This window comes from Pseudomonas sp. AC252, from assembly GCF_979258105.1.
In genome coordinates this window covers 2,824,646-2,850,740 of the sequence record NZ_OZ409837.1, presented here as the reverse complement: position 1 = coordinate 2,850,740, position 26,095 = coordinate 2,824,646, and the positions used below count along the sequence as shown (strand labels likewise).

Below are 26,095 nucleotides of genomic sequence, written 5' to 3'. Positions count from 1 at the left end.
AGATTCACATGTCACTGTTGGAAATCAAGAATCTCAACGTCCGCTTCGGCGACAAGACCGCGACCCCGGTGGTCGACGGCCTCGACCTCAAGGTCGACAAAGGCGAAGTGCTGGCCATCGTTGGCGAGTCGGGTTCGGGTAAATCCGTGACCATGATGGCGCTGATGGGTCTGATCGAGCATCCCGGCATCGTCACCGCTGACTCGCTCAGCTTCGACGGCAAGGACATGCTCAAACTGAGCAACCGTCAACGTCGGCAGATCGTCGGCAAAGACCTGTCGATGGTCTTCCAGGACCCGATGACCGCACTGAACCCGAGTTACACCGTCGGTTTCCAGATTGAGGAAGTGCTGCGCCTGCACCTGAAAATGTCCGGCAAGCAAGCGCGCAAGCGTGCCATCGAACTGCTGGAAAAAGTGGAAATTCCGGGCGCCGCCAGCCGCATGGACGCCTATCCGCATCAACTGTCTGGCGGTATGAGCCAGCGTGTCGCGATCGCCATGGCGATTGCCGGCGAGCCGAAACTGCTGATCGCCGACGAGCCGACCACCGCGCTGGACGTGACGATTCAGGCGCAGATCATGGATCTGCTGCTGGCGTTGCAGAAAGAACAGAACATGGGCCTGGTGCTGATCACCCACGACCTGGCGGTCGTCGCGGAAACCGCCCAGCGCGTCTGCGTGATGTACGCAGGTCAGGCCGTTGAAGTCGGTCAGGTGCCGCAACTGTTCGACATCCCGGCGCACCCGTACAGCGAAGCACTGCTCAAGGCGATTCCCGAACACAGCCTCGGCGCCTCGCGTCTGTCGACCTTGCCGGGCATCGTCCCGGGCCGCTATGACCGTCCGCAGGGTTGCCTGCTGTCGCCGCGCTGCCCGTATGTGCAGGACAACTGCCGCACCCAGCGTCCGGGCCTTGATCCAAAAGCCAACAGCCTCGCCCGCTGCTTCTACCCGCTGAACCAGGAGGTGGCGTAATGGCCGTCGTACTCACCGCCCGCGACCTGACCCGTCACTACGAAGTCTCCCGTGGCCTGTTCAAGGGCCACGCCACCGTGCGCGCGCTCAACGGCGTGTCGTTCGAACTGGAAGCCGGCAAGACCCTCGCCGTGGTAGGTGAATCGGGTTGCGGCAAATCCACCCTCGCCCGCGCTTTGACGCTGATCGAAGAACCGTCGTCGGGCTCGCTGCAGATCGCCGGCCAGGAAGTCGCCGGCGCCGACAAGGCCGAGCGCAAGCAACTGCGCAAAGACGTGCAGATGGTCTTTCAGAGCCCATATGCGTCGTTGAACCCACGGCAGAAAATCGGTGATCAACTGGCCGAGCCGCTGCTGATCAACACCAAGCTGTCGGCCAGCGAACGTCGCGAGAAAGTCCAGGCGATGATGAAGCAGGTCGGCTTGCGTCCCGAGCATTACCAGCGCTATCCGCACATGTTCTCCGGTGGTCAGCGCCAGCGTATCGCGCTTGCCCGGGCAATGATGCTGCAACCGAAAGTGCTGGTCGCGGACGAACCGACTTCAGCGCTGGACGTGTCGATTCAAGCCCAGGTGCTCAACCTGTTCATGGACCTGCAGCAGGAGTTCAACACCGCCTACGTGTTCATCTCGCACAACCTCGCGGTGGTGCAGCACGTAGCCGATGACGTGATGGTGATGTATCTCGGTCGCCCGGTTGAACTGGGCCCGAAGAACGACATCTACGAGCGCCCGTTGCACCCATACACCCAGGCGCTGCTGTCAGCGACCCCGACCATTCACCCGGACCCGAACAAGCCGAAAATCAAGATCGTCGGCGAACTGCCCAACCCGCTGAACCCGCCATCGGGCTGCGCCTTCCACAAGCGCTGCCCGTACGCGACCGAGCGTTGCACCACGGAAGAACCGCTGTTGCGTGAACTGGATAACCGGCAGGTGGCTTGTCACTACGCCGAGCAGTTTCTCGACGGCGCGGCGTAAGCAGATCCGGAGGCCAACACAAAACCCCATGTGGGAGCGAGCCTGCTCGCGAAGGCGTCATCTCGGTCAACATCATCGGTGACTGATTAACCGCTTTCGCGAGCAGGCTCGCTCCCACAGGGAGTTCGTGTTGATTCAAGAATTCATGCGTTAACAAAACCCCTTCCACCTCGATTGCGCATCAGTCGAGGCAGAAGGGGTTTTTCTTTGCCCGGCGATCTACGTCTGGCTGTCGCCTTCGTCATCCGGATCATCGCTGTCCGGCTCGTCAGTGGTCGAGTCGTCATCATCGGCGCTGCCGCCCTGATTCATATCCCCGGGCTCCGACTCGGACTTGGCCAGCATCAGCCCGCTATGCCCGACCTGGCCGTTGAACGCCTGCGAATCGTGATCCTCACACTCAGCCCACGCCGTTGCAGTACCGAGGGACAGCATCACCATCACTTTCAACAACATCAAAATCCGTAGCAATCTGCTTTTCATGGCCGACTCCATCCTGTTGCGCTAAGACATGCTTGCCGGACTGGCTCGATGTGAATCTAGTTGCGATCCGCCCGGCTCACCACTTAGGACGCGACCGCGCAGGCAGAAATGCCATCGGTGGACAGATTGGTTTCTAATAACAGCAATAACAGAAACAGCTAAGCCCACGCGTGGCCTGAATGGGTTTCAAAGGACGTATAGCTTTCACTCAGCACTCACTCCCCTAAATGGATTCGCAGGCAGTCTGCTAAATATCGGCCGGCTGTCAGGCGGCCTTCGCGAGCAGGCTCGCTCCCACAGAAAAGCTAAATCAAAAGATCGCAGCCTTCGGCAGCTCCACGATGAGCGCAAGCTCGAGTACCGCTTTTGATCTTGATCCACCGGCGACGTCGGAAGGCTGAGTGGAGGGATTGATCCGGGCGTGGGAGCGCAGCGACCGTCTGGCGCAGCCAGACACAGCGGAAGGAGGTGCAGCGAAGCAAACCGTAGCCGCTGCGCCAGGATCGATCCCGGAGCGAAGGAACCCGAGCCTGCGAGGGCCGAACGTAGGAGCAAGCCTTTTGGTTCCTTTTGGCGTCTGAAAAAGGGACTCGCCGTAAGGGCGAAACCGCCAGCTGCAGCACAGCAAAAAACGGATATTCACCCAAATCAACCAACGCCTGATCGGCCCAAAGGCCGCCAAGACCAAAACCGGCAGCCCATAAAAAAGCCCCCAAGGCCTACACCTCAGGGGCTTTCGAACAACTCAGCTCAGCGCTTAATGATGCTCCCGCGTCGCGCGGAATTTCACGTCCGGCCAGCGCTCTTCCATCAGCGCCAGATTCACCCGCGTCGGCGCCAGATAGGTCAGATGCCCACCGCCATCCAGCGCGAGGTTCTCCACCGCTTTGTTGGAGAATTCCTCAAGCTTCTTCTTGTCGTCGCACTCGATCCAGCGCGCGGAATACACAGTGATCGGCTCATACGAGCATTCGACCTTGTATTCCTCTTTCAAACGGCTGGCGACCACATCGAACTGCAGCACACCGACGGCGCCAAGAATGATGTCGTTGCTGCGCTCGGGGAAGAACACCTGCGTCGCGCCCTCTTCCGCCAACTGCTGCAGGCCCTGACGCAGCTGCTTGGATTTCAGCGGATCACGCAGACGCACCCGACGGAACAGTTCCGGGGCGAAGTGCGGAATACCGGTGAAACCGAGGACTTCGCCTTCGCTGAAGGTGTCGCCGATCTGGATCGTGCCATGGTTGTGCAGACCGATGATGTCGCCGGCGTACGCCTCTTCCAGCTGTTCACGCTCGGAGGAGAAGAACGTCAGCGCATCGCCGATGCGCACGTCCTTGCCGGTACGCACGTGGCGCATCTTCATGCCTTTTTCGTACTTGCCCGAGCAGATACGCATGAAGGCGATGCGGTCGCGGTGTTTCGGGTCCATGTTCGCCTGGATTTTGAAGATGAAGCCCGAGAACTTCTCTTCCACCGGCTCGACGGTGCGCTCGTTGGCCACACGGGCCAGCGGACGCGGCGCCCAATCGACGACAGCATCGAGCACGTGGTCGACACCAAAATTGCCCAGCGCCGTACCGAAGAACACCGGGGTCAGTTGACCGTCGAGGAATTCCTGCTGGTTGAATTCGTGGCAGGCGCCCTGTACCAGTTCCAGCTGCTCGATGAAACGATCGTACTCGTCGCCCAAGTGCGCGCGCGCCTCGTCGGAGTCGAGTTTCTCGATGATCTTGGTTTCGGTGCGCTCGTGACCGTGACCGGCGGTGTAGACGATGATGTAGTCGTCGGCCAGGTGATACACGCCCTTGAAGTCGCGGTAGCAACCGATCGGCCAGGTGATCGGCGCAGCCTTGATTTTCAGAACGGCTTCGATTTCGTCGAGCAGTTCGATCGGGTCGCGAATGTCACGGTCGAGTTTGTTGATGAAGCTGACGATCGGCGTGTCACGCAGACGGCAGACGTCCATCAGCGCAATGGTCCGTGGCTCTACACCCTTACCGCCGTCGAGCACCATCAGGGCCGAGTCCACCGCCGTCAGGGTGCGGTAGGTATCTTCGGAGAAGTCTTCGTGGCCCGGAGTGTCGAGCAGGTTGATCATGTGTTCGCGATAGGGGAACTGCATGACCGATGTGGTAATGGAAATACCCCGCTGCTTCTCCATCTCCATCCAGTCGGATGTCGCATGGCGATCAGATTTACGGGATTTCACCGTACCGGCCACTGCAATCGCCTTGCCCATCAACAGGAGCTTTTCGGTGATCGTGGTTTTACCGGCATCGGGGTGGGAAATAATGGCGAAAGTGCGGCGTTTCGCGACTTCGGCGGCCTGTTGGGTCATGGGAAATCGCCTGGCGGTGATTCAAAAAAGGGCCGCGATTATAGCCCAACTCAGGACAATAACCGAACCGTTGAGCACATTAAGGGTGGCCAAATGCTGCCTCAGATGGGAACCTTTTAAAGCACGGAGACGTCCATCCCCTGTTACGAATCTTCGTCAGGGGCTGAAAAATCAGCAAGTTAGCCTGACGAGGCTGCGCTCATGGCTCGCTTTCGCACCGCTTGGCCGGTGCTGGAAAACGGCTACTTTTCGCGAACGCTGACTTCGGCAGCCAGGAATGGCTTGCCACGCGGAGCAGCGCTCGCCGACTACAAAAAAGGAGTCCGCCTGTGGCTATCCGCTATGGCAAAGGGCTGATGGGAGGTGCGGTGGTGATCGCGCTCCTGGCCCTGCTGGTCCACTGGATCGGCATCAACACGATCGAACACTACCGCGACGATTTGTTGTTTTACCTGCAAGCTCATCTGATTCTCGTCCTCGCTTCCATGCTGGCCGCCCTGGTCGTGGGCATCCCCGCCGGTATCTTCCTCAGCCGCCCGAGCATGGTCGGCCGCGCCGAACGCTTCATGCAGATCTTCAATATCGGCAACACCGTGCCACCGCTGGCCGTGCTCGCGATTGCGCTGGGTATCCTCGGCATCGGCAGTGGGCCGGCGATCTTCGCGCTGTTCCTCGCCTCGCTGTTGCCGATCGTGCGCAACACCTATGAAGGCCTGAAAAATGTCCAGGGCTCGCTGAAGGAAGCCGCTGTCGGCATCGGCATGACCCCGCGCCAAGTGCTGTGGAAAGTCGAATTGCCCAACGCCGTGCCGATCATCGTCGGTGGCGTGCGGGTCGCACTGGCGATCAACGTCGGCACCGCGCCGCTGGCCTTCCTGATCGGCGCCAACAGCCTCGGCAGCCTGATCTTCCCCGGCATCGCCCTGAACAATCAGCCGCAACTGCTGCTCGGCGCCGCGTGCACCGCGCTGTTGGCGCTGTTGCTCGATGGCGTGGTCACCCTCGCCAGCCGTCTCTGGCTGGAACGCGGTTTGCGCCCGTCTTAAGGCTTTGCGAAGGAATATTTATGAAACGACTTAGCTTGATCTTAGGCTGCGTCCTGCTGTTCGCAGGAGTCGCGCAAGCCGCTGAAAAACCGGTCATCCGCCTCGGCGCCCGGGTCTTCACCGAGCAGACCCTGCTCGCCGAAATCACCGCGCAATACCTGCGCAGCAAAGGCTACGACGCGCAGATCACCGGCGGTCTGGGCAGCAATCTCGCGCGCAGCGCCCACGAAAGTGGCCAATTGGACCTGCTCTGGGAATACACCGGCGTGTCGCTGGTGGCCTACAACCATGTCACGGAAAAACTCGACAGCGCGCAGTCCTACGCCCGGGTCAAAGAACTCGACGCGAAAAAAGGCCTGGTCTGGCTGACGCCGTCGAAATTCAGCAACACCTATGCCCTCGCCCTGCCGAAAAAGGTCGCCGAGGAGTACCCGCAGATCGGCAATATCAGCCAGCTCAACGAAGTGCTGCGCGCCGAGGCCAAGACCAACCACCTGGTGGCTTTGGACACCGAGTTTGCCAACCGCTCCGACGGCCTCGACGGCATGGTCAAGCTCTACGACATGAACCTGACCCGCAAGAACATCCGGCAGATGGACGCCGGCCTGGTTTACACCGCACTGCGCAACGGCCAGGTGTTTGCCGGTCTGGTCTACACCACCGACGGCCGCCTCAACGCCTTCGGCCTGAAATTGCTGGAAGACGACAAGCATTACTTCCCCGACTACACCGCCGCTCCCGTGGTGCGTCAGGCCACGCTGGACGCCAACCCGAAACTGGCCGAACAACTCAAGCCGCTGGCCGAACTGTTCGACGACGAAACCATGCGCCAACTCAACGCGCGGGTCGATGTCGATCATGAAAGCCCATCGTCCGTTGCCGCCGATTTCCTGCGCCAGCATCCATTGAATTAAGAGAGGAGAAGTCATGGAATTTCTGAACGCCTTTTCCCATCTCGACTGGCAGCAGGTGATGCACCTGACCTGGCAGCACATCACTCTGGTCGGCATCGCCGTAACGCTGGCGATCGTCATCGGCGTGCCGCTGGGCATTCTGATGACGCGTTTCCCCACCCTCGCCGGCCCGTTGCAGGCCAGCGCCACGGTGCTGCTGACCGTGCCGTCGATCGCCCTGTTCGGCCTGCTGCTGCCGTTCTACTCCAAGTTCGGCCAAGGCCTCGGGCCGCTGCCGGCGATCACTGCCGTGTTCCTTTATTCGTTGCTGCCGATCATGCGCAACACCTACCTCGCCCTCACCGGCGTCGAGCCGGGCATCCGCGAAGCCGCGCGCGGCATCGGCATGACCTTCGGCCAGCGCCTGCGCATGGTCGAGTTGCCGATTGCGGTGCCGGTGATCCTCGCCGGCGTACGCACGGCGGTGGTGATGAACATCGGCGTGATGACCATCGCCGCGACCATCGGCGCCGGCGGCCTCGGTGTGTTGATCCTCGCCTCCATCAGCCGCAGTGACATGTCGATGCTTATCGTCGGCGCGCTGCTGGTCAGTCTTCTGGCGATCTTCGCCGACCTCCTCCTGCAGTGGCTGCAACGCACGCTGACTCCAAAAGGACTCCTGAAATGATCGAACTTCAAAACCTCAGCAAAACTTTCCAAAGCAACGGCAAAGACGTCAAAGCCGTGGACTCGGTAAGCCTGACCGTCAATGAAGGCGAGATCTGCGTGTTCCTCGGGCCATCGGGTTGCGGCAAAAGCACCACGTTGAAAATGATCAACCGCCTGATCAAACCGACCTCGGGCAAGATCCTCATCAACGGCGAAGACACCACCGATCTCGACGAAGTAACCCTGCGCCGCAACATCGGCTACGTGATCCAGCAGATCGGTCTGTTCCCGAACATGACCATCGAAGAGAACATCGTCGTGGTGCCGAAACTGCTCGGCTGGGACAAACAGAAATGCCACGACCGCGCCCGCGAACTGATGAGCATGATCAAGCTCGAGCCCAAGCAGTATCTGCATCGTTATCCGCGGGAATTGTCCGGTGGTCAGCAACAGCGTATCGGCGTGATTCGTGCGCTTGCGGCTGACGCCCCACTGCTGTTGATGGACGAGCCGTTCGGCGCGGTCGACCCGATCAACCGCGAGATGATCCAGAACGAATTCTTCGAGATGCAGCGCGCGCTGAACAAGACCGTGATCATGGTCAGCCACGACATCGACGAAGCGATCAAACTGGGCGACAAGATCGCCATTTTCCGCGCCGGCAAACTGCTGCAGATCGACCACCCGGACACCCTGCTCGCGCATCCGGCGGATGACTTCGTCAGCAACTTCGTCGGCCAGGACAGCACCCTCAAGCGCCTGCTGTTGGTGAAGGCCGAAGACGCGGCGGACAACGCGCCGTCGGTCAGCCCGGAAACCCCGGTGGCCGATGCGCTGGAATTGATGGACGAGCACGACCGTCGCTACGTCGTGGTCACCTGCGCCGAGAACAAGGCGCTGGGTTACGTGCGCCGTCGCGACCTGCATCGCCAGACCGGCACCTGCGCGCAATTCCTGCGTGAGTTCAACGCCACCGCAGCGTACGACGAGCACCTGCGTATCCTGCTGTCGCGCATGTACGAGTTCAACCGCGCCTGGCTGCCGGTGATGGATGCCGAACGGGTGTTCCTCGGCGAGGTAACGCAGGAGTCGATTGCGGCGTACCTGAGTTCGGGCCGTTCGCGGGGGATGAAGACCAGTATCGTCTCGCCGGCTGAGGCGGTCGTCGCCTAAAAATACAGGCCCTGTGGGAGCGAGCTTGCTCGCGAAAGCGCAATATCAGTCAACAACGATGTCGACTGTGAAAATGCCTTCGCGAGCAAGCTCGCTCCCACAGGATCCGAGTGATTTTTTCTTCACTCATCAGGCGGAAAAGAATCTCAACATATGATATTCAGAGAGCGTCTGAGAAACTCCGTCTCAAACAGCCAAAATCCCCCTACCGCCCACCTCTCGACGCCAACGTCGCCGATGTTGCCGCCATCACACTTACCTGCGATCTAGCTGACAAAAGCCACGAACGTGCAGATATGTTTAACACTCGAAAATTCGCCGGGAACATCTCCCCGTCATCTCGGTCGGGTAGAAGGAGTGATGAACGCGACGCACGTCAGAACCGTGCAAAAACGCGACATTTTTAGTTGATCTCGCGCCCCTCACGCCCTAAAGTTCGCGCCGAACGTCCATGCTGGAAACGATCCATCCGGCTCAAGTACTGACGACGAGACAGCAAGGCCAAGGGACATTTGGTCCAGATCGTTTGAGAGCGTAGCGAGCGCAGACAAGACAAGGCGGGAAGAGGCGAGGAAGCGGAGTTTACTGGTTGTAAATGAGCATTCCGAGCCTCTTCCCAACGCAGGATTGTCAAGCGCAGTAGCTCTCAAGCGATTTGGATGGCCTTTTTGCTTTCGGCGGCAATGCCTTGGGAAGTAGGCGAACCAAAGTGGGGATACGGAGGGCGTTCATGCACCCATTGTTTTTACGAGTTTGCCCATAGGAGCACCCAGCATGTCGATCCAGGTCGAAGACTATTTCGCGCGCGCTACATTCGACAAAATGAAGGCGTTCGCCGACAAACAGGAAACCCCGTTCGTGGTGATCGACACCGCGATGATCGCCCAGGCCTACGATGACCTGCGCGCCGGTTTCGAATTCGCCAAGGTCTACTACGCGGTCAAGGCCAACCCGGCCGTCGAGATCATCGACCTGCTCAAAGACAAGGGCTCGAGCTTCGACATTGCTTCGATCTACGAGCTGGACAAAGTGATGGATCGCGGCGTCAGCCCGGACCGTATCAGCTACGGCAACACCATCAAGAAATCCAAGGACATCCGCTACTTCTACGACAAGGGCGTGCGTCTGTTCTCCACCGACTCCGAAGCCGACCTGCGCAACATCGCCAAGGCTGCACCGGGTTCGAAAGTCTATGTGCGTATTCTCACTGAAGGCTCGACCACTGCTGACTGGCCGCTGTCGCGCAAATTCGGCTGCCAGACCGACATGGCCATGGACCTGCTGATTCTCGCTCGCGACCTCGGCCTGGTGCCGTACGGCATCTCGTTCCACGTCGGTTCGCAACAGCGCGACATCAGCGTATGGGACGCGGCGATCGCCAAGGTCAAAGTTATTTTTGAGCGTCTGAAAGAAGAAGACGGCATTCACCTGAAGCTGATCAACATGGGCGGCGGCTTCCCGGCCAACTACATCACCCGCACCAACAGCCTGGAAACCTACGCCGAAGAAATCATTCGCTTCCTGAAGGAAGACTTCGGTGATGACCTGCCGGAAATCATCCTCGAACCGGGCCGTTCGCTGATTGCCAACGCCGGTATTCTGGTCAGCGAAGTGGTACTGGTTGCACGCAAGTCGCGCACTGCCGTCGAGCGCTGGGTGTATACCGATGTGGGCAAGTTCTCCGGCCTGATCGAAACCATGGACGAAGCGATCAAGTTCCCGATCTGGACCGAGAAGAAAGGCGAGATGGAAGAAGTGGTGATCGCCGGCCCGACCTGCGACAGCGCCGACATCATGTACGAGAACTACAAGTACGGCCTGCCGCTGAACCTGGCGATTGGTGATCGCCTGTACTGGCTGTCGACCGGTGCGTATACCACCAGTTACAGCGCGGTCGAGTTCAATGGCTTCCCGCCGCTGAAGTCGTTTTACGTTTAAGGAGCAGCTGCAAGTTTTGAGCTGCAAGCTGCAAGTGAAAAGCCCATGACGTGTCATGGGCTTTTTTGTGATCCATGAATAACTGGAGATCCCTTGTGGGAGCGAGCCTGCTCGCGAAAGCGGTGAGTCAGTACAGATGTGGGTGACTGACACGACGACTTCGCGAGCAGGCTCGCTCCCACAGGGTTATGCGGTGCGGGTCAGTTCATCTGCACGCCGCTGGTACCGAGTTGCCAAAGCCTGAATCCGCAAATCTGTCGCATCAGCCAGCGTCTGACTCGCCACCCGCAGAAAATTCAGATTTCCGCCGGCCAAGGCTTTCTCAAGCCAATCGACCGCCTCATCAATCCGCCCCTCATCCGCTAAAACTGCAGCAAAACTGAATTGCCCACGAAAATCCCCACCCTCAGCCGAGCGCCGATACCATTCACGCGCCGCAACTGGATCCGCCGGGCACACCTGCCCTTCCTCCAGATAACGCCCCAGCAGATTCATCGATTTCGCATGGCCCAACTCAGCCGCGCACCGGTACAACGCCAGCGCTTGCTGATGATCTACCGCCACCCCGCGTCCGGTAGCCAGCAGATTGGCGAGGTTGTACATCGCCCAGTCCAGCCCCGCCTCCGCGGCGATTCGATAATGCTGCGCCGCCACCGAGGCATCCGCCGCACAACCCCAACCATGCTCATGACAACGCCCGAGCATGTTGCGCGCCATCAGATGCCCGCGGCCGGCGGCAATAGCGAACCAGCGCAGCGCCAATGGCTGATCCTGGGCGATGCCATGGCCATCCAGCAGGATCTGCCCAAGCAACGCCTGCGCTTCAACCTCGCCCTCGCCCGCCGCGAGCAAAATCGCCTGAGCAGCGCGGGCCGGGCTTTCTTCAAGCATCGCCGCCAGCCCGGCGGCGTCGAGGACTTCCTCGCGGCGCAACTGGAAACTCATACTTCAACCCAACGCCGTAGCAAGTTGTGATACGTGCCGGTGAGGCGGACAAGCGAAGGGTGATCGGGGACGTCCCGAGTCAACTGCTGAATCGCCCCGTCCATTTCGAACAGCAGCGCACGCTGGCTGTCTTCGCGCACCAGGCTTTGCGTCCAGAAAAACGACGCATAGCGCGCACCCCGTGTGACCGCATTGACCTTGTGCAAACTGGTGCCCGGATACAGCACCATGTCACCGGCCGGCAGCTTCACGCGCTGGGTGCCGTAGGTGTCCTGAATCTCCAGTTCGCCGCCGTCGTAATCTTCCGGCTCGCTGAAAAACAGCGTCGCCGACAGATCGGTGCGCACCCGCTCGATGCTGCCCTTGGGCTGGCGCACGGCATTGTCGATGTGAAAGTCGAAACTGCCGCCGGCCGTGTAGCAGTTCACCAACGGTGGAAAGACTTTGTGCGGCAATGCGGCGGACATGAACAGCGGATTCTTCCACAGCCGCTCGAGCATCGCCGCGCCAATTTCCTTGGCCAGCGGGTGGCCTTCGGGCAATTGCAGATTGTGCTTGGCCTTGGCCGACTGGAAGCCGGCGGTGATCTTGCCGTCGGCCCAATCCGCTTGCTCCAGCGCCAGGCGGATGCGCTGCACTTCGTCTTTAGCAAACAGCCCGGGAATGTGCAGCAGCATGGCGATGTCACCTGATGGCAAGAAGGCGGCAATGGTATTGATTCTTATTGACCGTGTAAAACCCGCGAGACGAACGAACAGGCAAAAACCGTAAGGGCAAATTGTAAAGAATGTAAATTCAATGCGAATAACAATGTTTCGCAATTGATACGAATACCTGTTTACCCTATATTCCGCCGCCTCAAATCCTTGGGGAGGGGAATAAAAATGGCACGTCAACACGCACAATTACCGGTCAGTTCACCACGTCTGCTCGCCTCGGCAATCGGTGTCGCAATCACCGCCGGCTCCGCTGGACAGATGGTCTTCGCAGCAGAAAAGACCGACAGCAAAGCGTCCGGCAACGCCATCGCCCTGGACGCCACCGCCATCACCGGCGAAGCCCAGGACTCGACGTCCTATCAGGTCGAAAAAGCCTCCTCGCCCAAGTACACCGCGCCGCTGGTCGACACGCCGCGCTCGGTCACTGTCATCCCGCAACAAGTGCTCAAGGACACCGGCGCGCTGAACATGCAGGACGCCTTGCGTACCGTGCCGGGCATCACTTTCGGCGCCGGTGAAGGCGGCAACCCGCAGGGCGATCGTCCGTTCATTCGCGGCTTCGACGCCCAGGGCGACACCTATCTGGACGGCGTGCGCGACACCGGTTCGCAGAGCCGCGAAATCTTCGCCGTGGAAAACATCGAAGTCAGCAAAGGCCCGAACTCGGCCATCGGCGGTCGCGGCGCGGCCGGCGGCAGCATCAATCTGGTGAGCAAGAAAGCTCATCTGGGCAACTCGTTCGACGGCGGCTTCACCTACGGCTCCGACCAGACCCAGCGCTACACCCTCGACGGCAACTATCAGTTCAGCGACAGCGCTGCCGGCCGTCTCAACCTGATGAGCCACGAGAGCAACGTCGCCGGCCGCGACAAGGTCGATTACGACCGCTGGGGTATCGCGCCGTCGCTGGCCTTCGGCCTGGGCACCGACACCCGTGTCAACCTCGACTACTACCATCTGGAAAGCAACGACACCCCGGACTCGGGCATCCCGTACACCATTCCCACCGGTGGATCGGCCGCGCGCACCAAGTCCAACCCGGACAAGCCGTACGCCGGTGGCGATCACGACAATTTTTATGGTCTGGATCGCGACTTCCGCAAGGGCCGCACCGACTCCGCGACCTTCGCCATCGAGCACGACCTCAATGATGCGCTGACCATCAAGAACACCCTGCGCCACGGCACCAGCATGCAGGATTACATCCTGACCCAGCCGGACGACAGCAAGGGTAACGTCAACAACGGCAGCGTCTGGCGCCGGGCCAACACGCGGGTGAGCAACACCGAAACCACCACCAACCAGACCGATCTGTTCGGCACCTTTTACGTGGCCGGTTTCAAGAACAGCTTCTCCACCGGGGTTGAGTACACCCGCGAGCAGAGCGAGAAATCCTCGTACAACGTCAACACCGACACCACGCCGCGCACCAGCGCTGTCACTACCAACTGCAACCCGGGCCTGATCGGCGCGGCCAGCGGTTACAACTGCACCTCGCTGTCTAACCCGAATCCAAACGACCCGTGGAACGGCGCGATCTCGCGCAACTACGCCGGCACCGACACCCAGGCCGACACCTACGCGCTGTACGTGTTCGACACGCTGGAGTTATCCGAGCAATGGCTGGTGAACATGGGCCTGCGCTACGACCATTTCGACACCGACTACAAGACCTACAACGCCGCCGGTACCACCACCTCCAAGGGTGATGACACCAGCGAGTTCGTCACCGGCCAGTTCGGCGTGGTCTACAAGCCGGCGGAAAACGGCAGCATCTACGCCTCCTATGCAACCTCGGCGACGCCGCCGGGCAACACCCTGGGCGAAGGCCAGGAAGGCAACCCGCTGGGCGGCACACCGGATCGCAGCGGCAATCTGCTGAGCAGCGACATGGAGCCGGAAACCACCAAGAACTACGAAATCGGCACCAAGTGGGACCTGCTCAACGATCGCCTGTCGCTGACCGCCGACATCTTCCGCACCGAGAAGGAAAACGCTCGCGTGCAGGTCGACACCAGTTCCTACGAGAACGCTGGCAAGACCCGCGTTCAAGGCTTCGAACTGTCGGCCAGCGGCAAGATCACCGACAAGTGGCAGGTGTTCGCCGGTTACGCCTTCATGGACAGCGAACAGGTTGATGGTGGCCCGCTGGGTCGCGCCAACGACGGCAACGATCTGCCGAACACACCGAAAAACAGCGCCAGCCTGTGGACCACGTATCAGGTCACGCCGAAGCTGACGATCGGTGGTGGCGCGTTCTACGTCGACGACGTCTACGGCAGTGTGGCGAACACGACGATGGTCGATTCGTACGTGCGTTACGACGCGATGGCGGCCTACAAGCTGACCAAGAACGTCGACCTGCAACTCAACGTGCAGAACCTGACCGACGAAACCTATTACGACAAAGCCTTCTCGACCCACTTCGCCAACCAGGCGGCGGGACGCACGGCGCTGTTGAGCACCAACTTCCACTTCTGACCGATGTGAAAACCTGTGGGAGCGAGCTTGCTCGCGAAAGCGGTGGCTCAGTGAAGTCGATGCTGACTGACACGACGCCTTCGCGAGCAAGCTCGCTCCCACATGAGATCTGCGAAACGGATCAGGCCCCGTTCATTCAGTTGAACGGGGCTTTTGTGTGTTACGCAAAACGCTTCTTGATAACCCACGGCATAATGCGCGCCGTGATGACAATTTCCGAACGGACGGCGAGTGACGTGTTGAAGAAAACCCTGTTCCAGTTGCACTGGTTTTTTGGCATCACCGCAGGGCTGGTGCTGGCCCTGATGGGCATCACCGGCGCGGCCTATTCGTTTCAGGACGAAATCCTGCGCGCGCTGAATCCGTCCGTTCTGCAGGTGGAAAAACAGGTCGCCGGCGTGCTGCCGCCAGTTGAACTGGTGGAACGCATCGAAGCCGCGTCCGGCAAGAAAGTCGCGATGCTCTGGGTCGAGACCGACAGCGGTCACGCCGCACGCGTTTACTTCACCCCACCCAAAGGCGAACGGCGTGGCGAAATGCGCTACTTCGACCCATACACCGCCGAGTTCAAGGGCGACGCCACCGGCCAGGATTTCTTCGGCCTGATGCTGCAGCTGCACCGCTTCCTCGCCATGGGCGACACCGGGCGCAACATTACCGGCGCCTGCACCTTGATGCTGCTGTTCTTCTGTCTCTCTGGCCTGTATTTGCGTTGGCCGCGCCAATGGAACAGCTGGCGCGTGTGGTTGACCCTGGACTGGAAAAAGAAGGGCCGCGCGTTCAATTGGGATCTGCACTCGGTGGCCGGCACCTGGTGCCTTTTGGTCTATCTGCTGCTGGCGTTGACCGGGTTGTCATGGTCGTACGAGTGGTACAACAAAGGCCTGACCCGCCTGCTTTCCGACGCGCCGCAAAACGAACGCGTGCGCGGCGGGCGCGGCCCGGCGCCGGAAGGCCCGGCACCGACCGCCGACTACGCGGCGATGTGGAGCAGCATCTACAGCGCCGCCGGCCCGGGTCTGGCCGCGTACAACATCCGCATGCCAGCAGTGGCCGGCCAACCGGCAACCGTGTTCTACCTGCTCGACAGCTCGCCGCATGATCGCGCGCTGAACCAGATCACCCTCGACCCGGCCACCGGCGTAGTCAAACGCGTCGACCGCTATGCCGACAAAAGCTTCAAGGCACAATTGCTGACCAGCATTTATGCGCTGCACGTGGGCAGCTACTTCGGCCTCGTCGGGCGCATCATCGTGACGATTGCGGCGGTGTGCATGCCGCTGTTTTTCATCACTGGCTGGCTGCTGTATCTGGACCGTCGACGCAAGAAAAAGCAGATCAAGGATGCCCGCCAAGGTCTCGCACAACCGTCCGCCGATGCTTCGGCATGGCTGATCGGTTTCGCCAGCCAGAGCGGATTCGCCGAGCAACTGGCGTGGCAGACCGCCGGGCAATTGCAGGCCGCCGGGCTGCCGGTCAACGTGCAGCCACTGGGCAATCTCAGCGAACAGGATCTGCGTGATTCGAACAACGCGTTGTTCGTGGTCAGCACCTTCGGCGACGGCGAAGCGCCGGACAGCGCCCGTGGTTTCGAGCGCAAAGTGCTGGCCAAGGCCTCGACACTCGACAGCCTCAACTACGCCGTCCTCGGCCTCGGCGATCGGCAGTACGCGCACTTCTGCGGCTTCGCCAAGCGCCTGCATCAATGGCTCGGCGAACACGGCGGCAAGACGTTGTTCGCCCCAGTGGAAGTCGACAGCGGCGATCCCTACGCGCTGCGTCACTGGCAAACGCAACTCGGCCAGCTCACCGGACAGGCGCCGAGCGAAACCTGGCAAGCACCCAGCTACGACAACTGGACACTGGTCCGGCGCGACCTGATGAACCCCGACAGCAGTGGCGCGCCGGTCTACCTGCTCGGCCTCAAAGCCCCGGACACGCGCAGCTGGCTGGCCGGTGACCTGGTCGAAGTGCTGCCGCGCAACTGCCCGTGGGCCATCGAGCATTTCCTCGACGGCCTCGGCATCCGTGGCGAAACTCAGGTGAAGGTCAATGGTATCGACGAACCACTGGAAGTGGCCCTCGCCTCACGGCAACTGCCCGAACACCGCGCGCATCTGGTGGGCCTGCATGCGCAGTCGCTGGTCGACGCGATGGTGCCGCTGGCGATGCGCGAATACTCCATCGCCTCGATTGCCGCTGACGGCGTGCTGGAGCTGATCGTGCGTCAGGAACAGCACAACGACGGCAGCCTCGGCATCGGCTCCGGCTGGCTCACCGAACACGCGCCAGTGGGCGGCAGCATCAGCCTGCGCGTGCGGCGCAACAGTGGTTTCCACCTGCCGAACGAGCCGGTGCCGATGATCCTGCTGGGCAACGGCACTGGCCTGGCCGGCCTGCGCAGCTTGCTCAAGGCACGCATTGCCGACGGTCAGCAACGACAGTGGCTGCTGTTCGGCGAGCGTAACCGCGAGCACGACTTCCTCTGCCGCGCTGAGCTGGAAGAGTGGCTGGTCAATGGTGATCTGGCGCGGCTGGACCTGGCGTTTTCACGGGATCAGGCTGAAAAGGTTTATGTGCAGGATCGCTTGCGTGAGTCGGCGGATGAATTGAAGAAATGGTTGGCAGATGGTGCCGTCATCTATATCTGCGGCAGCCTTCAGGGGATGGCCTCAGGCGTCGACCAGGCCCTCAACGATATCCTCGGCAGCGCCGAAGTCGAACGCCTGATCGAACAGGGCCGCTATCGCCGGGATGTTTACTGACCCAACACCATCCCCTTGTGGGAGCGAGCCTGCTCGCGAAGGCGATTTAACAGTCAACATTGGTGTTGGCTGGAAGTCCGCTTTCGCGAGCAGGCTCGCTCCCACAGGGGACGCGGTGCTCAGACCGGTTGGAGTTTCTGTTCGAAAACAGCGATGCCATCCAGATCCCGCAACACCACACTCATCTCACCGCTCTGCCCGTCGATATTCACCTCGCCAAAAAACTGAAACCCGGCAAACGGCGAGGTGTTCTGCGCCGGCGGCGCCTTCTCGAACACCACCTCAGGCCCGAACGTCTTGTCCAACGGATTCGGCCCGAAGCTGCCGGCATTCAACGGCCCGGCGACGAACTCCCAGAACGGTTCGAAATCCTGAAACGCGGCACGGTCCGGGTGGTAGTGATGCGCCGCGCAGTAATGCACGTCCGCCGTCAGAAACACGAAATTGCGCACCTGCTGCGCACGTAGAAATCCGAGCAATTCGGCAATTTCCAGCTCACGCCCCTGCGCCGGGCCAGGGTCTCCGTTGGCCACGGCTTCCCAACGCGCCACGCCTGGGCTTACCTCGCCGTCCGGGACGCCAAGGCCGATGGGCATGTCGGCGGCGATGACTTTCCACTGCGCCTTCGATGCCTTCAATTCGCGCTTGAGCCAATCCAGTTGCTCACGGCCGAGAAACGGTTTTGCCGCGCCAAGGTTGTCGTCATTGGCTTCGCGATAGCTGCGCATATCCAGCACAAATACGTCGAGCATCGGCCCGTAGCTGAGCTTGCGATAAATGCGCCCGCCGCCGTCCGCCGCTTGCAAACGCATCGGCGCGTATTCCAGCCACGCCTGCCGGGCGCGACCGACCAGCTTGTGGATATCTTTCTCCTGATAGCGCTCATCCAGTTGCTTGCCCGGTGACCAGTTGTTGACCACTTCGTGATCGTCCCACTGCCAGATCTGCGGCACTTCGGCGTTGAAGCGGCGGATGTTTTCGTCCATCAGGTTGTAGCGATAGTTGCCACGATAATCGTCGAGGGTCTGCGCGACTTTGCTCTTGGCTTCAGTGGTGATGTTGCGCCAGATGCGCCCGCTTTCGGTGGTCAGTTGCGCGGGCACCGGGCCGTCGGCATAAATGGTGTCGCCGCTGTGGATAAAGAAGTCCGGCAAGCGCAAGCGCATGGCTTCGTAGATGCGCATCCCGCCGATGTCCGGGTTGATCCCGAAGCCCTGGCCGACGGTGTCACCGCTCCAGACAAAACGGATGTCGCGTTTTGTCGTTGGCACGCTGCGCAGATGGCCGAACCACGGTTCGCTGGCGACGCCGCTCTGGGCATCTTCGAAGTGCACGCGATAGAAAATTGCCTGGTTGGCCGGCAGGCCGGTGAGTTCGACGCGGGCGGTGAAATCGCTGCGCGCATCGGCCAGTGGCGAGACGAATTTGCGCGGGTTGCCGAACAGGCTGCCGGTGTCCCACTCCACCACCATGCGCGCCGGCCGATCGCTGCGGCTCCAGATCATCGCGCGGTCGCCGAGCAGGTCGCCGGACTGCACGCCGTCGGTGAGCTGCGGACGATCCTTGACCGAAGCAATCACCGCCGGCGCCAGCCCCGGCAGCAACAGCCCGGCGCCGACCGCTTGCATGACGCGACGCCGGCCGAGATTGAAATCGCTCATGGTGTTCTCCCTGCAAAAGGGAAAACTTAAGCATGCCTATATGAACTCGCCATGACACCCTTAACCATGTGGGAGCGAGCTTGCTCGCGAAGGGTACCTATCAGTCGAAATTTTTTCGCTGACACACCGCTTTCGCGAGCAAGCTCGCTCCCACAGGTTTTGCGACGTCAGCTAAGCCTTGGCGGGTTCCAGCGCTAACTCGACAGCCTCAGGCCTTTTGAGCAGCGCATACACCACCGCCGTAACCAGGCTCCCCGCGACAATCGCCAGCAAGTACAGCAGCGCATGGTTGATCGCATTGGGGATCGCCAGCACAAACAAGCCACCGTGCGGCGCCATCAGTTTGCAGCCGAAATACATCGACAAGGCACCGGTCAGCGCGCCGCCGGCGATGCTCGCCGGAATCACCCGCAGCGGGTCTTTCGCGGCAAACGGAATCGCCCCTTCGGAGATAAAGCACAGGCCCAGCACGAAAGCGGCTTTGCCGGCCTCGCGTTCAGTCTGGGCAAACTTGCGCCGGGCAATGAAGGTGGCGATGCCCAGACCAATCGGCGGCACCATGCCGGCGGCCATGGTCGCGGCCATCGGTGCGTAACTCTGCGAGGCCAGCAGCCCCACCGAAAACGCATAGGCAGCCTTGTTGATCGGCCCACCGAGGTCGACGCACATCATGCCGCCGAGCAACACACCCAGCAGAATTGCGTTGGTGGTGCCCATGCTATCGAGGAACTGCGTAAGCGCCGCGAGCATGCCGGCGACCGGTTTGCCGACCACGTAAATCATCACCAGGCCGGTGACCAGACTGGCCAGTAACGGGATGATGAGAATCGGCTTCAGCGCTTCCAGGCTCTGCGGCAATTTCACATAGCGGGCGATGGCTTTGGCGGCGTAACCAGCGATGAAACCGGCAATGATCCCGCCGATGAATCCAGCGCCCAGAGTGCCTGCGAGCAAGCCGCCGATCATCCCCGGGGCAAGGCCCGGACGGTCGGCAATCGAGTAGGCAATGTAACCGGCGAGCAGCGGCACCATCAGCTTGAACGCGGTTTCGCCGCCGATCTGCATCAGTGCCGCCGCCAGCGTGCCTTCTTCCTTGTACGCGGTGATGCCGAACACGAAGGACAACGCGATCAGCAAACCACCCGCCACCACCATTGGCAGCATGTACGACACACCCGTGAGCAGGTGTTTGTAGACACCGGTTTTCTCGGACTTGGCCGGAGCCTTGCCGTCGCTTGCTGCGCTTTCCACAGCGCCTTCGGCCAGGGCTTTTTTCAGGGTTGCTTCGGACTGCTTCAGCGCAACGCCCGTGCCGCAGCGATAGATTTTCTTGCCGGCGAAACGCTCGGTGGCGACGTCGATATCTGCCGCCAGCAGCACCACGTCTGCCTCGGCGATGGCCGTTGCGCTGAGTGGGGTTTTCGCGCCGACCGAGCCTTGGGTCTCGACCTGCAATTCATAACCCAGGCGCTTGGCCGTCTGCTGCAACGCTTCGGCGGCCATGAAGGTGTGGGCGACGCCGGTCGGGCAGGCCGTGATGGCGACGATGCGCGGCGCACGGGGCGCATCGATCGCCGGTTCGCCCTCGCTGGCCACGTAGACTTCGGCCTCTTCAGCACCGCGACGCAGCACCGCTTCGACATCCTGCAAGGCCTGCGCCGGAGCGATCTGGAACACGCGCTTGCCGACGAAGCGACTCATGTCCACCGCGCCGGTGGTGACCAGCAACACCCACTCCGCAGCTTCGATGGTCGCCGCCGACAATTCGCGTTCCGGGTGCGCCGGATCGACCACTTCAACGCTGGTGCTCCAGCCCTGACGCTGCGCCGCTGCATCGAGCAGACGTGCGCACAGCACACTGGTGACCATGCCGTTCGGGCAAGCCGTAACAATGGCTAACTTCATCACAAACCCTCTTATTGTTCTGTCAGGGGGCGCACGCGCACGCCCTGTTCGAGCTGCGCCAGTTGCGCAGCGTCGTTGATGCCAAAACCGATCTGGGTCACCGCCATCGCCGCAATCGCGGTGGCGGTGCGCAGGGTTTGCTCGGGGGTATCGGCACTGAGCAAACCGTGGAGCATGCCGGCCAGCAAGGAGTCGCCGGCACCAACCGTGCTGGCCACGCTGACCTTCGGCGGCGAGGCATGCAGGGCCGAGCCGACACTGAACCAGTTGACCCCGTCGGCGCCGTGGGAGATCACCACGTGCTCGATGCCTTGGCCGTGCAAGCGTGCAGCGGCTTGTGCTTCGGCGATCGGCGAGACCACTTCGCAGCCGAGGGCGTGGGCCAGTTCTTCGGTGTTCGGCTTGATCAGCCAGGGGCTGGCTTGCAACGCCGCACGCAAGGCTTCGCCGCTGGAATCGAGGGCGACTTTCAAGCCGAGCGCGTTCAACCTTTCAATCAGCTCGCGCAACCACTGCGCAGTGACGCCGCGCGGCAGACTGCCGGCGACTACGACGGCATCGTGCCCCGGTGCGATCTGCTGCAAGCGATCAAGCAAGGCTTGCTGCGCCGTTGCATCAACCACCGGGCCAGGCCCGTTGATGTCGGTGATGCGCCCGTCCTGTTCGGCGACTTTGATGTTGCTGCGCGTCTCGCCCGGCACGCGGATGAAGGCGTCGACGAAACCGCGCTTGGCGAACAGGGTTTCGAACGCTTGCTGATTGTCTTCGCCGAGAAAACCGCTGACGGTGACCTGATGGCCAAGATCCGCCAGGACTTGGGCGACGTTGACGCCTTTGCCCGCAGCGTGGGTGTGCATCTCCTCGCTGCGATTGACCTGACCGGCGTCCAGCCGCGACAGCTCGACGGTGAGGTCGAGAGCCGGGTTGAGGGTCAGGGTGAGAATCTTGGCCATTTACAGGGCCTCCACTAATGCGCGCACTTCATTCGCGCTGCCCACGGCCAGGGCCTGTTGAGCGAGGGTTTGCGCCTGGGTCAGGCTGAGTTCACGGATGCGCGCCTTGACTTCGGCAATGCTGCGCCCGGAGACGCTGAGTTCGTCGACACCGAGGCCGACCAGCACCGGCACCGCCAACGGATCAGCCGCCAGCTCGCCGCAGACACCGACCCATTTGCCATGGGCATGGGCGGCGCGCACGGTGATGTCGATCAGTTGCAATACTGCTGGGTGCAAGCCATCCGCTTGTGCAGACAGCGTCGGGTGACCACGGTCGATGGCCAGAGTGTATTGGGTGAGGTCGTTGGTGCCGACGCTGAAGAAATCGACTTCCTTGGCCAGCACTGGCGCAAGCAGTGCGGCGGACGGCACCTCGATCATGATCCCCAATTGCAGATCAGCGACCGGAATTTCCTCACGCAGGCGTTCGGTCATGTCGCGGGCCTGGCGCCACTCTTCGACGCTGCCGACCATCGGGAACATGATCCGCAGCGGACGGTTGTCAGCCGAGCGCAGCAAGGCACGCAGTTGCGCTTCCATGATCTGCGGCCGCTGCAGGGTCAGGCGAATGCCGCGCACGCCGAGGAACGGGTTTTCTTCCTTGGCGATCGGCCAATACGGCAACGGTTTGTCGCCGCCGACGTCGAGCGTACGCACCACCAGCGGTCGCCCGGCCAGCCCATCGAGGACGCGACGGTACTCGGCTTCCTGGGTCGCCTCGTCCGGTACCTGCGGGTGGGCCATGAAAATCAGTTCGGTGCGCAGCAGACCAATGCCTTCGGCGCCCTGCTCCACCGCGCTGGTCACACCTGCGCTTTCGCCGATGTTGGCGAACACTTCAACGGCGTGACCGTCAGTGGTGTGCGCCGGTTGATGGCGCTGTTCAGCGGCAATCTTCAGGCGTTGCTCGCGGGTGTCGCGCTCTTCAGCGGCACGCTTGAGGGTCGCGGCATCGGCGTCGACATGCAGACGGCCACGCTGACCATCGAGCAATAGCGGCGTGCCCGGCTCGAGCAACAGCACCGCTGCACCCGCGCCGACCAGCGCTGGAATCCCGAGCGCCCGGGCGACGATGGCGCTGTGCGCGGTAGCGCCGCCGCGCGCGGTGAGAATCCCCGCAACCCGCGCAGGATCCAGGCGCGCCACATCGGACGGGCCGACTTCGTCCATCACCAGAATGTACGGTTGCTCAGGTTCGTTCGCGGTTTGCACGCCACACAATTGCGCCAGCACTCGGCGGCCGATGTCGCGCAGATCGGCGGCACGCTCGGCGAGCAACGCGTCCTGCAGCGACTCCTGCTGTTTGGCGGCGGCTTCGATCACCGCCATCCACGCCGCTTCGGCGCTTTCGCCTTGTTTGAGGCGGGTGTCGACTTCGTCGGTCAGATCCGGGTCGTCGAGCATTTCCTGGTGCGTGATGAAAATTTCCCGAATGGCCTTGGCCTTGCTGCGTTCGATCAAGCCCTGAATGTCGCGACGCACGTCGCTCAGCGCTTGCTTGAGGCGCTCGCGCTCGATCGCAGCAGACTCGCCGCGCAACGGGTAATCGATGGCTTGTTGCACCTGAATGTGCGCAGGGCCGATGGCAATGCCCGGTGCGGCGGGAATCGCCTGCAACAGGCTGCCCGACGCCGGAGCGACCAGCACTTCGGCGATGTCGGCGATCACTTCCCGCTGCTGACTTACGGCCGGCAGCGGCTCGACTTCCTCACCGAGGCCTTCTTCAATCGCCGCGAGCAGGGCCGGCAAGGCATCGGCGGCGATGCTCGGCTCGGCGATCAGCTCCAGCACCTGACCGCGCCGGGCGCCGAGGCTCAGCAGTTTGCTCAGGCTTTTCACCGACACGGCGCTGTCCTGGCTGTCGACAATGCGCACGCGAATTTCGCCGTCAAAACTCTTCGCCAATTGCGCAAGAATCTTCGCTGGTCGTGCGTGCAGACCATGGGCGTTGGCCAGGGCAATACGTGCACTCGGCCAATCGGCAGGCAGTTCACCGCCGAGCACTTCGAGGACTTTGCGACTGCTGGTGGCGCGGCCCAATTCGTGGCCGCGACCTTCAATCAGCAACGCGCACAAACGCTCAAGCAATGCCTGATGCGCTTCGCCCAGACTGGCGAGGCAAAACAGACCGCTGAGCGGCTGGCCGAGGTAGCGCATCGGTTTGTCCGGGGTGACGAACGCCAGCCCCGGTCGCTTCACGGTCTGTTCGCTGTGCAACCACCACAGGCCATCGCCCAGTGGCAGCGCTTCGACTTGCTGCAATACACCGGCAAAACCATTGCTGACGCAATCGGCCTGACGCAACAGACGCGCGCCACGCCAGACCAGCTCTTCGAAATCATCGGCCGACACGCCGAGGCCGATCATCTGCGCATCCAGTGCCAGTTCCTGCGGCGCGCCTTGCAGCAGTTTCAGCAACGCTTCGGGCGAACTGGCGCGACGCAGGGCCTGGCCCAGATCGGTCTCGCCGAGGGCGCGGGTCAGCAGTTGCAGCAGGCGCAGGTGTTCATCCGATTTCGCCGCGATGCCGATCGCCAGATAAACGATCTGGCCATCGCCCCAGTCGACGCCGTCGGGAAACTGCATCAGGCGCACGCCGGTGGCGAATACCTGATCGCGGGTTTCCGGGGTGCCGTGGGGAATGGCGATGCCTTGACCGAGAAAGGTCGAGCCCTGGGCTTCCCGAGCCTGCAGGCCGGCGAGGTAACCGTCGGCGACCAGTCCGTCGGCGACCAGATGACTGGCCAGCAATTGCAGGGCAGCGGGTTTATCCACGGCCGACTGGCCCATGGATATCTGCTCTATAGTGAGCTCGAGCATGCGATCTCCTTTTTGGCGCAGTTCAACGCCAGGTATTGTTTTGAATGGTTCACAGCTTAGGCGCTCTGCCGCGCTTTTCAGCGGCAGTTTTGGCGGTTTCACGGCAGGACCGGCCAAAGGCGTCTAAAACGTAGAAAATACGCTTGCTGAAACGTTTAATCTAGATTGATCGGCACGTTACTCGATAATGTCTCATCCTTGAAGTCCAACTGGTCGGATCTGCCCAGGCAATAAGTCGGCTGCCCTTATCGGGTAGGATTGGCGAAAATGTCGCGGCATGCTCGAAAAAACAAGGAAATACCGGGTTGAAACTCAGTGATATCGCGCGGTTGGCCGGCGTCTCCGTCACCACCGCCAGCTACGTCATCAACGGCAAGGCCGAACAGCAACGCATCAGCAACGCGACCGTCGAGCGCGTGCGCGCGGTGGTCGATCTGCACGGCTTCACGCCCAATCCGCAAGCGGCCGGCCTGCGCAGTCGGCACACGCGCACCCTGGGTTTTATCCTGCCGGATCTGGAAAACCCCAGTTACGCGCGGATCGCCAAGTTGCTCGAACAAGGCGCGCGGGCGCGCGGTTATCAATTGCTGATCGCCAGTTCCGACGATGCGCCGGACAGCGAGCGCCAGTTGCTGCAACTGTTCCGCGCGCGTCGCTGCGATGCGCTGATCGTTGCCAGTTGCCTGCCCGCCGATGATGACAGCTACCGCCAGTTGCAGGCCAAAGGTCTGCCGATCATCGCCATCGACCGGGTCATGGAGCCGGAGCATTTCTGTTCGGTGATCAGCGACGACCGCGAGGCCAGTCTGCACCTGACCCAGAGCCTGCTCGATCCGCAGCCCAAACAGATCGTGCTGCTCGGCGCACGCCCGGAGCTGAGCATCAGCCAGGAGCGTGCCGCCGGTTTCCGCGCAGCGCTCAACGACTTCAAAGGCGAAGTGCTGGTCGAGCACGCCGAGTCGTTCAGCCGCGAGTGCGGCAAGCAATTGATGGAAGAACTCCTGCAGCGGCTGGGGCATTTGCCTGATGCGCTGGTGACGACTTCCTACGTGCTGCTACAGGGCGTGTTCGATGCGCTGCATGATTTCCCGTTGAAATCGCGGCCGCTGCGCCTTGGCACCTTCGGCGACACGCAGTTGCTGGATTTCCTGCCGCTGCCGGTCAATGCCATGTCCCAGCAACATCAGTTGATCGCCGACAAGGCCCTGGAACTGGCCCTGGCCGCGGTCGAGCAGGACGACTACCAACCGGGCGTGCAAGCCATTGCGCGGACCTTCAAGCAGCGTATTCATCGGGACTGAATC

The 26,095-nt window shown here is 61.4% G+C and carries 18 protein-coding genes; 10 read left to right on the top strand and 8 right to left on the bottom strand.

Annotated features, from left to right (window positions below; genetic code table 11):
• Nucleotides 1-8: 8 nt before the first annotated feature.
• Both ACZZZ4_RS12930 and ACZZZ4_RS12925 read left to right on the top strand, forming a co-directional pair.
• Complete coding sequence (locus ACZZZ4_RS12930; protein WP_016771722.1) at nucleotides 9-977, top strand: ABC transporter ATP-binding protein; 969 nt, start codon at nucleotides 9-11, stop codon at nucleotides 975-977.
• A complete protein-coding gene (locus tag ACZZZ4_RS12925) occupies nucleotides 977-1,957 on the top strand; it encodes a peptide ABC transporter ATP-binding protein (RefSeq protein WP_039759476.1) in 981 nt (326 codons plus the stop codon). The genes ACZZZ4_RS12930 and ACZZZ4_RS12925 overlap by 1 nt, the downstream gene beginning before the upstream one ends.
• Nucleotides 1,958-2,176: 219 nt before the next feature.
• On the opposite strand, the gene ACZZZ4_RS12920 is transcribed toward ACZZZ4_RS12925, so the two are convergent.
• Both ACZZZ4_RS12920 and ACZZZ4_RS12915 read right to left on the bottom strand, forming a co-directional pair.
• Nucleotides 2,177-2,440: a hypothetical protein gene (locus tag ACZZZ4_RS12920; RefSeq protein ID WP_039759479.1), complete on the bottom strand. Its 264-nt coding sequence runs from the start codon at nucleotides 2,438-2,440 to the stop codon at nucleotides 2,177-2,179.
• Nucleotides 2,441-3,197: 757 nt separating this feature from the next.
• The gene (locus tag ACZZZ4_RS12915) at nucleotides 3,198-4,781 is read right to left on the bottom strand and encodes a peptide chain release factor 3 (RefSeq protein WP_039759481.1); all 1,584 of its coding nucleotides are present in this window, start codon (nucleotides 4,779-4,781) and stop codon (nucleotides 3,198-3,200) included.
• Between the two features lie 356 nt (nucleotides 4,782-5,137).
• Here ACZZZ4_RS12915 and ACZZZ4_RS12910 point away from each other — a divergent pair, with 356 nt between their 5' ends.
• The 5 genes from ACZZZ4_RS12910 (at nucleotide 5,138) to ACZZZ4_RS12890 (ending at nucleotide 10,500) form a co-directional block, all read left to right on the top strand.
• Complete coding sequence (locus tag ACZZZ4_RS12910) at nucleotides 5,138-5,827, top strand: ABC transporter permease (protein WP_166554532.1); 690 nt, start codon at nucleotides 5,138-5,140, stop codon at nucleotides 5,825-5,827.
• A 20-nt stretch (nucleotides 5,828-5,847) separates the two neighbouring features.
• Nucleotides 5,848-6,741 (top strand): glycine betaine ABC transporter substrate-binding protein, encoded by an 894-nt coding sequence (locus ACZZZ4_RS12905; protein ID WP_463547976.1) that lies wholly within the window; start codon nucleotides 5,848-5,850, stop codon nucleotides 6,739-6,741.
• A gap of 13 nt (nucleotides 6,742-6,754) precedes the next feature.
• Nucleotides 6,755-7,408: an ABC transporter permease gene (locus ACZZZ4_RS12900; RefSeq protein WP_123443381.1), complete on the top strand. Its 654-nt coding sequence runs from the start codon at nucleotides 6,755-6,757 to the stop codon at nucleotides 7,406-7,408.
• Nucleotides 7,405-8,562 (top strand): osmoprotectant ABC transporter ATP-binding protein OsmV, encoded by a 1,158-nt coding sequence (locus ACZZZ4_RS12895; RefSeq protein WP_122843126.1) that lies wholly within the window; start codon nucleotides 7,405-7,407, stop codon nucleotides 8,560-8,562. Before ACZZZ4_RS12900 ends, ACZZZ4_RS12895 begins: the two co-directional genes overlap by 4 nt.
• A gap of 774 nt (nucleotides 8,563-9,336) precedes the next feature.
• Complete coding sequence (locus ACZZZ4_RS12890) at nucleotides 9,337-10,500, top strand: type III PLP-dependent enzyme (protein WP_073473833.1); 1,164 nt, start codon at nucleotides 9,337-9,339, stop codon at nucleotides 10,498-10,500.
• 186 nt (nucleotides 10,501-10,686) lie between these two features.
• Here ACZZZ4_RS12890 and ACZZZ4_RS12885 read toward each other — a convergent pair whose 3' ends face one another.
• On the bottom strand, nucleotides 10,687-11,445 hold the full coding sequence (locus tag ACZZZ4_RS12885; RefSeq protein ID WP_463547975.1) for a tetratricopeptide repeat protein: 759 nt from the start codon (nucleotides 11,443-11,445) through the stop codon (nucleotides 10,687-10,689).
• Complete coding sequence (locus tag ACZZZ4_RS12880) at nucleotides 11,442-12,122, bottom strand: Fe2+-dependent dioxygenase (protein ID WP_434767689.1); 681 nt, start codon at nucleotides 12,120-12,122, stop codon at nucleotides 11,442-11,444. Before ACZZZ4_RS12880 ends, ACZZZ4_RS12885 begins: the two co-directional genes overlap by 4 nt.
• Nucleotides 12,123-12,329: 207 nt before the next feature.
• Between ACZZZ4_RS12880 and ACZZZ4_RS12875 the strand changes: the two genes are divergently transcribed.
• A complete protein-coding gene (locus ACZZZ4_RS12875) occupies nucleotides 12,330-14,645 on the top strand; it encodes a TonB-dependent receptor (protein WP_463547974.1) in 2,316 nt (771 codons plus the stop codon).
• A 236-nt stretch (nucleotides 14,646-14,881) separates the two neighbouring features.
• Nucleotides 14,882-17,410 (top strand): PepSY domain-containing protein, encoded by a 2,529-nt coding sequence (locus ACZZZ4_RS12870; protein ID WP_039759714.1) that lies wholly within the window; start codon nucleotides 14,882-14,884, stop codon nucleotides 17,408-17,410.
• Nucleotides 17,411-17,529: 119 nt separating this feature from the next.
• Here the strand turns inward: ACZZZ4_RS12870 and ACZZZ4_RS12865 are convergent, their stop codons facing one another.
• The 4 genes from ACZZZ4_RS12865 to ptsP form a co-directional block, all read right to left on the bottom strand.
• Nucleotides 17,530-19,071 (bottom strand): alkaline phosphatase D family protein, encoded by a 1,542-nt coding sequence (locus ACZZZ4_RS12865; RefSeq protein ID WP_415763651.1) that lies wholly within the window; start codon nucleotides 19,069-19,071, stop codon nucleotides 17,530-17,532.
• Between the two features lie 171 nt (nucleotides 19,072-19,242).
• Nucleotides 19,243-20,976: a PTS fructose-like transporter subunit IIB gene (locus ACZZZ4_RS12860; RefSeq protein WP_415763652.1), complete on the bottom strand. Its 1,734-nt coding sequence runs from the start codon at nucleotides 20,974-20,976 to the stop codon at nucleotides 19,243-19,245.
• Between the two features lie 11 nt (nucleotides 20,977-20,987).
• Complete coding sequence (gene pfkB, locus ACZZZ4_RS12855; RefSeq protein WP_160767825.1) at nucleotides 20,988-21,929, bottom strand: 1-phosphofructokinase; 942 nt, start codon at nucleotides 21,927-21,929, stop codon at nucleotides 20,988-20,990.
• Nucleotides 21,930-24,791 carry a phosphoenolpyruvate--protein phosphotransferase gene (gene ptsP, locus ACZZZ4_RS12850; RefSeq protein WP_463547973.1) on the bottom strand — a complete coding sequence of 954 codons (2,862 nt, stop codon included), beginning with the start codon at nucleotides 24,789-24,791 and terminating at the stop codon, nucleotides 21,930-21,932.
• Nucleotides 24,792-25,096: 305 nt separating this feature from the next.
• On the opposite strand from ptsP, the gene cra reads away from it, so the two are divergent.
• On the top strand, nucleotides 25,097-26,092 hold the full coding sequence (gene cra / locus ACZZZ4_RS12845; protein ID WP_463547972.1) for a catabolite repressor/activator: 996 nt from the start codon (nucleotides 25,097-25,099) through the stop codon (nucleotides 26,090-26,092).
• Nucleotides 26,093-26,095 lie beyond the last annotated feature (3 nt).

What these genes read in the sequence shown, in the direction of transcription:
- ACZZZ4_RS12930 (WP_016771722.1), top strand. Translation starts at nt 9, where the DNA reads ATGTCACTGTTGGAAATCAAGAATCTCAACGTCCGCTTCGGCGACAAG.
- ACZZZ4_RS12925 (WP_039759476.1), top strand. Translation starts at nt 977, where the DNA reads ATGGCCGTCGTACTCACCGCCCGCGACCTGACCCGTCACTACGAAGTC.
- ACZZZ4_RS12920 (WP_039759479.1), bottom strand. Translation starts at nt 2,440, where the DNA reads ATGAAAAGCAGATTGCTACGGATTTTGATGTTGTTGAAAGTGATGGTG.
- ACZZZ4_RS12915 (WP_039759481.1), bottom strand. Translation starts at nt 4,781, where the DNA reads ATGACCCAACAGGCCGCCGAAGTCGCGAAACGCCGCACTTTCGCCATT.
- ACZZZ4_RS12910 (WP_166554532.1), top strand. Translation starts at nt 5,138, where the DNA reads ATGGGAGGTGCGGTGGTGATCGCGCTCCTGGCCCTGCTGGTCCACTGG.
- ACZZZ4_RS12905 (WP_463547976.1), top strand. Translation starts at nt 5,848, where the DNA reads ATGAAACGACTTAGCTTGATCTTAGGCTGCGTCCTGCTGTTCGCAGGA.
- ACZZZ4_RS12900 (WP_123443381.1), top strand. Translation starts at nt 6,755, where the DNA reads ATGGAATTTCTGAACGCCTTTTCCCATCTCGACTGGCAGCAGGTGATG.
- ACZZZ4_RS12895 (WP_122843126.1), top strand. Translation starts at nt 7,405, where the DNA reads ATGATCGAACTTCAAAACCTCAGCAAAACTTTCCAAAGCAACGGCAAA.
- ACZZZ4_RS12890 (WP_073473833.1), top strand. Translation starts at nt 9,337, where the DNA reads ATGTCGATCCAGGTCGAAGACTATTTCGCGCGCGCTACATTCGACAAA.
- ACZZZ4_RS12885 (WP_463547975.1), bottom strand. Translation starts at nt 11,445, where the DNA reads ATGAGTTTCCAGTTGCGCCGCGAGGAAGTCCTCGACGCCGCCGGGCTG.
- ACZZZ4_RS12880 (WP_434767689.1), bottom strand. Translation starts at nt 12,122, where the DNA reads ATGCTGCTGCACATTCCCGGGCTGTTTGCTAAAGACGAAGTGCAGCGC.
- ACZZZ4_RS12875 (WP_463547974.1), top strand. Translation starts at nt 12,330, where the DNA reads ATGGCACGTCAACACGCACAATTACCGGTCAGTTCACCACGTCTGCTC.
- ACZZZ4_RS12865 (WP_415763651.1), bottom strand. Translation starts at nt 19,071, where the DNA reads ATGAGCGATTTCAATCTCGGCCGGCGTCGCGTCATGCAAGCGGTCGGC.
- ACZZZ4_RS12860 (WP_415763652.1), bottom strand. Translation starts at nt 20,976, where the DNA reads ATGAAGTTAGCCATTGTTACGGCTTGCCCGAACGGCATGGTCACCAGT.
- pfkB (WP_160767825.1), bottom strand. Translation starts at nt 21,929, where the DNA reads ATGGCCAAGATTCTCACCCTGACCCTCAACCCGGCTCTCGACCTCACC.
- ptsP (WP_463547973.1), bottom strand. Translation starts at nt 24,791, where the DNA reads ATGCTCGAGCTCACTATAGAGCAGATATCCATGGGCCAGTCGGCCGTG.